6 protein-coding genes are annotated in these 4,307 nt (G+C 71.3%); 1 reads left to right on the forward strand and 5 read right to left on the reverse strand.

All coding sequences use genetic code 11. From position 1 onward, the window contains the following. Positions 1-65: 65 nt before the first annotated feature. Positions 66-386: a ferredoxin gene (gene fdxA, locus FNH08_RS45670; RefSeq protein ID WP_152777521.1), complete on the reverse strand. Its 321-nt coding sequence runs from the start codon at positions 384-386 to the stop codon at positions 66-68. A 1-nt stretch (position 387) separates the two neighbouring features. Continuing rightward, positions 388-1,410 carry an NAD(P)/FAD-dependent oxidoreductase gene (locus tag FNH08_RS45675; protein ID WP_152777523.1) on the reverse strand — a complete coding sequence of 341 codons (1,023 nt, stop codon included), beginning with the start codon at positions 1,408-1,410 and terminating at the stop codon, positions 388-390. A gap of 166 nt (positions 1,411-1,576) precedes the next feature. Between FNH08_RS45675 and FNH08_RS45680 the strand changes: the two genes are divergently transcribed. Continuing rightward, complete coding sequence (locus tag FNH08_RS45680; protein ID WP_152777525.1) at positions 1,577-2,569, forward strand: ABC transporter substrate-binding protein; 993 nt, start codon at positions 1,577-1,579, stop codon at positions 2,567-2,569. Here FNH08_RS45680 and FNH08_RS45685 read toward each other — a convergent pair. Genes FNH08_RS45685 through FNH08_RS45695 form a run of 3 tightly spaced genes read right to left on the reverse strand, consistent with a single transcriptional unit; the run spans position 2,538 to position 4,233 of the window. Continuing rightward, on the reverse strand, positions 2,538-2,972 hold the full coding sequence (locus tag FNH08_RS45685) for a hotdog family protein (protein WP_152777527.1): 435 nt from the start codon (positions 2,970-2,972) through the stop codon (positions 2,538-2,540). The genes FNH08_RS45680 and FNH08_RS45685 overlap by 32 nt on opposite strands. Further along, positions 2,969-3,511, reverse strand: a complete 543-nt coding sequence (locus FNH08_RS45690; RefSeq protein WP_322726507.1) for an FAS1-like dehydratase domain-containing protein — start codon at positions 3,509-3,511, stop codon at positions 2,969-2,971. Before FNH08_RS45690 ends, FNH08_RS45685 begins: the two co-directional genes overlap by 4 nt. After that, positions 3,508-4,233, reverse strand: a complete 726-nt coding sequence (locus FNH08_RS45695) for an IclR family transcriptional regulator (RefSeq protein ID WP_152777529.1) — start codon at positions 4,231-4,233, stop codon at positions 3,508-3,510. Before FNH08_RS45695 ends, FNH08_RS45690 begins: the two co-directional genes overlap by 4 nt. Between the last annotated feature and the right edge of the window lie 74 nt (positions 4,234-4,307).

A 4,307-nucleotide genomic window follows, 5' to 3' on the forward strand; every position in this document is an offset into this window, starting at 1 on the left:
GCGCTGGGGCTTCGTGGGCGCGGCCTCCCCGAGGGCGCCCGCCGTCCTGGTCGTGCCGGGCGCCGTCACCGGGCACCGACCAGCGGGGTGTCCACGCCGATCGGGCCCAGGCCGCCCGCTCCGCCCGGGGTGCCCAGCGGGGTCGTACGACCTGGCAGGGGCTCTTCGAAGAAGCGGCGGTTGTCGGTGCGGAAGTCGGGGTCGGCGAGGCGGTCGACGGTGATGGCCTGCTCGGGGCAGGCGGTCTCGCAGGCGCCGCAGTCGATGCACTCCGTCGGATTGATGTAGAGCTTGCGCTCGCCCTCGTAGATGCAGTCGACCGGGCATTCCTCCACGCAGGAGCGGTCCATGATGTCGACGCAGGCCGATCCGATGACGTAGGCCATGTCAGTTCTCCTTCTCTGTCGAGTGCCCGGGGAACAGCGCCGCCTCCGGATCGATGACGGTGGTCGCGTTGTTCACGGCGGTGGCGACCTCGCCGAAGCCCACGGAGATGAGCCGCACCTTGCCGGGGTAGTCGGTGATGTCGCCGGCCGCGAAGACGCGGGGCAGGTTGGTGGCCATGTGGGTGTCCACGGCGATCCGTCGCGCCTGGAGGGTCAGGCCCCAGTTCTGGAGCGGACCGAGGTCGGCGAGGAACCCGAGGGCCGCGACGACCGTCTGGGCCGGGACCAGCCGGGTGTCCTTGGTGGTGCGGTGCCGGATCTCGACCTGTTCGAGGCGCGCGGTGCCGTGCAGGGCGCTCACCTCGGAGTCCGTGACGATCTCGATGCCGAGGGCGCGGACCTTGTCGACGGTGGCGCCGTGGGCCCGGAACCGGCCGGTGCGGTGGACCAGCCGGACCGACCGCGCGACGGGCGAGAGTACGGCGGCCCAGTCGAAGGCACTGTCGCCGCCGCCGACGACCACCACGTCGTGGCCGGTGTGGGCGGCGGGGTCGGGGACGAAGTAGACCTGGCCGCGGCCGAGGTAGTCCTCGCCCGCCGGGAGCGGCCTGGGCGTGAACGTGCCCACCCCGCCCGTGATCACGACGGCCCCCGCGCGGACCGTCGCCCCCTGGTCGGAGCGGACGACGGGACGGCCGTCGGCCCCGTGGGACAACTCGGCCGCCCGGTGTCCGAGCAGGTAGCGGGGACCGTACGGCTCCGCCTGCGCGACCAGGTTGTCCACCAGGTCGCGGCCGCGCACCGCCGGGAACCCGGCGATGTCGAAGATGGGCTTCTCGGGGTACATCGCGCTGATCTGGCCGCCGCACTGGGGCAGGACGTCCATGACGGTGACGCTCAGTCCGCGGAAGCCCGCGTAGTAGGCGCCGTACAGGCCCGCGGGTCCGGCGCCGACGATCAGGATGTCCGTCTCGATCGCGCGCGACTCGTCCGTGCTCGTCGGCACGTCGGTGAGAACACTCATGGCCCGGGAGCGTAGGAGCGGCCCGTGGTCCCGCCCCACGGTTTCGTTCCGGTGAGCAGGACGCTTCACTCACCCCGGTCCGGTGAGCAGGACGCCTCACTTATGCGGCCGCGCGTGGGGCTGGGACCGTCGGGCATCCCATTCGTTCGGGCGCCGGGAGGCGTACATGCGGACCCATAGTCACGGATACGGAACCAGCCGGAGGACCGTCCTGGTCGCGGGGTGCGCGGCACTCCTCGTCACCACGGGCTGTACGGCCGGGTCCACGGACTCGACCGGGGTCTCGGCGGCGGGCAAGCCGACCGTGCGCCTCGCCCTCGGCGTCGACGCCTCCTACGCGCCCCTCTATCTGGCCGTGGAGCGGGGCCTGTTCGCGAAGGCGGGCGTGAACGTCGAGCTGGTGAAGACCGAGGGCGGTCCGGCGGCCTCCGAGGCGGTGACGGCGGGTACGGCACAGATCGGGCTGAACTCCGACTCCACCGCCCTGCCGCTGATGGTCACCAACCCCGATCTGCGGGCCCTGGGCGTCTTCCAGACCTCCGACCGCTACCTCAAGGTCGTCCTGCGTGACGGCATCACGTCACCGAAGCAGATCAGGACGATGGCAGCGATCGGCGGCCTCGGCCTGTACTCCACCCACCAGTACCTGCGGCACAACGGCATCGACCCGAAGTCCGTGAAAATCGTGGAGAGTTCACCGCCGGAGATGCCCGGGATGCTGGAGCAGGGATCGATCGACGGCTACATCCTGTACGAGCCCTGGGCGGCCCGCGGCGCCGCGGCGGGCGGTCACATCGCCGGGCGCATCGGCGACTTCGGCGTGCGGTACGCGCAGTGGCTGGTGGCCGACCAGAGCTGGCTCAAGGACAACGAGGACGTCGCCGGCAAGGTGTTCAAGGTCGTGGCCGAGGCGGACAAGCTCGTCACCGACGATCCCGACGCCGCGGCTGAGGCGTCCGAGAAGCAGGTCAAACTCCCGGTGGCACAGACGAAGAAGGTGCTCCCGGAGATCACCTTCGAGGCCCGCGGCATCACCGACGCCGACGTCACCACGTCACAGAAGATCGTCGACTTCATGCTCGGCCAGAAGCTGATCAAGAAGTCGCCCGACCTCGGCACGACCCTGCTCAGGGGCTGGTACGAGAAGCACGCCGGGTGAGACGCCGGGTGAGTTCCACCTGCCCTGTGACGCAGGGGGTGCCGCCGTCCTTCAGTACGGAGACGTCGAGCGTCACCCGCACTCCCCCGTCACAGGGCTCGGCGGTCCGCACGGTCGCGGTCCAGGTGAGCGGCTCACCGGCCACGGCGGTGGCCCGGTTGCGCCAGCTCACCGACTCCAGGCGGGCGTTCGGCCCGGCCCAGTCGAGGGCGTACCGGCTGAGCGTCTCGCCGTGCAGGGTGGACTGCACCACCACGTCCGGGAAGCCCTCCGAGGCGGCGAACTCGCCGTCGTAGTGGATGCGGTGGGAGTTCCACGACACGGCGCTGAAGCGGAACAGCTGCACGCGGCTGTGGGAGTACGTGCGCGGCGGGCAGATCTGCCCGGCGGTGGGTGCGGTCATGCGGCGGCCCCGCGGTCCTGCGGGCCTTCGTCGGGAAAGGCGTCGAGTACGACGATCGTCTCGTCCACCGTCACCAGTTCCTCTCCGTCCTTGGTCGTGTAGCGGGTCGTGACACCGAGCAGCACGAACTCCCCGGACCGGCCGCGGCGGTGGTCGGCCGAGGTGAGCCCCCGGACAGAGGTGATCCGGGTGCCCGCGACCGGGGGCGTGCCCAGCCGGACCGACTGGCCTCCGTGTACGTGGCGCACCGGCAGGCCCTGGGTGCAGGGTGCCTCCCGGTCGGCCAGCCCGTCGCGGTGCAGGGCGTCCTCGGCAGGACCGTCCTCCCAGCTCAGCGTCCCGGCGAGGAAGAGCGCGGGGGCGACGACGGCCTCGCCGGCCGCCTCCTGTTCGCGGGCGCGGCGGATGTAGTCGACGTCGTTGAGGGCGGCCGCGTACCGGCAGAAGTCCTTGACGGCGAGGACACCGCAGTCCTCGCTCTCCGTCTCCCCGATCAGCTTCCGGGCCCGCGCGAGCACCTCGTCCAGTGCCGCGCTCACCGCAGCGACCTGCTGATGCCGAGGGCCGCCGCGCGCAGGGCGACCGTGTTGCCGGTGCGGTCCATACGGTACGTGGGCGCGGTGATGGACAGCGCGCCGACGAGGGTGGACTGACGGCTGAGGACCGGTACGGCCATGCTGGAGTAGCCGAGGCGGATCTCCTCCGCCTCGGTCGCGACGCCCTCGGCCCGGATCCGTTCCAGTTGGGCGCGCAGCCGGCCCGGTGAGGTGACCGTGTGGCGGGTGAAGGGCTTGAGTCCGTTCCTGACCACGTCGGCGAACAGGGTCGGCGGGGAGAAGGCCAGGATCGCCTTGCCGGTGGCCGTACAGTACAGCGGCAGCCGGCCGGCCACTCTGGACTCCTCGCTGAGGCCGCGGTGCGGGAAGATCTTCTCCAGGTACACGACGTCGAGGCTGTCGTGGATGGCGAAGTGGATGGTCTCCTGGGTGGCGAGGAGGAGGTCCTCCATGTACGGCTGGGCCACCTCGCGCAGGATCCGCTGCCGGTGGACCCGCTGGCCGATCTCGAACAGCCGCAGTCCGAGCCGGTAGTCACAGCCCGAGCGCTCCAACAGCCCCCACACGACCAGTTCCTGGGCGAGCCGGTGCACGGTCGCCTTGGCCACGCCGGTCCGGCGGACCAGCTCGGCGAGCGACAGGGTGTCGTCCTCGGCGGTGAACGCCTCCAGGATGGGGCGGACCTTGCCGAGGACGGAGTTCATCGGGTCGGGGGCGGGGGGTTCGTCCCGGGGAATCGCGGACCCTCGGGACACGGCGGGGGCAGCGGGAGTAGTGG

Source organism: Streptomyces spongiae (genome assembly GCF_009377185.1).
Lineage (GTDB): Bacteria > Actinomycetota > Actinomycetes > Streptomycetales > Streptomycetaceae > Streptomyces > Streptomyces spongiae.

What these genes read in the sequence shown, in the direction of transcription:
- fdxA (WP_152777521.1), bottom strand. Translation starts at nt 386, where the DNA reads ATGGCCTACGTCATCGGATCGGCCTGCGTCGACATCATGGACCGCTCC.
- FNH08_RS45675 (WP_152777523.1), bottom strand. Translation starts at nt 1,410, where the DNA reads ATGAGTGTTCTCACCGACGTGCCGACGAGCACGGACGAGTCGCGCGCG.
- FNH08_RS45680 (WP_152777525.1), top strand. Translation starts at nt 1,577, where the DNA reads ATGCGGACCCATAGTCACGGATACGGAACCAGCCGGAGGACCGTCCTG.
- FNH08_RS45685 (WP_152777527.1), bottom strand. Translation starts at nt 2,972, where the DNA reads ATGACCGCACCCACCGCCGGGCAGATCTGCCCGCCGCGCACGTACTCC.
- FNH08_RS45695 (WP_152777529.1), bottom strand. Translation starts at nt 4,233, where the DNA reads ATGAACTCCGTCCTCGGCAAGGTCCGCCCCATCCTGGAGGCGTTCACC.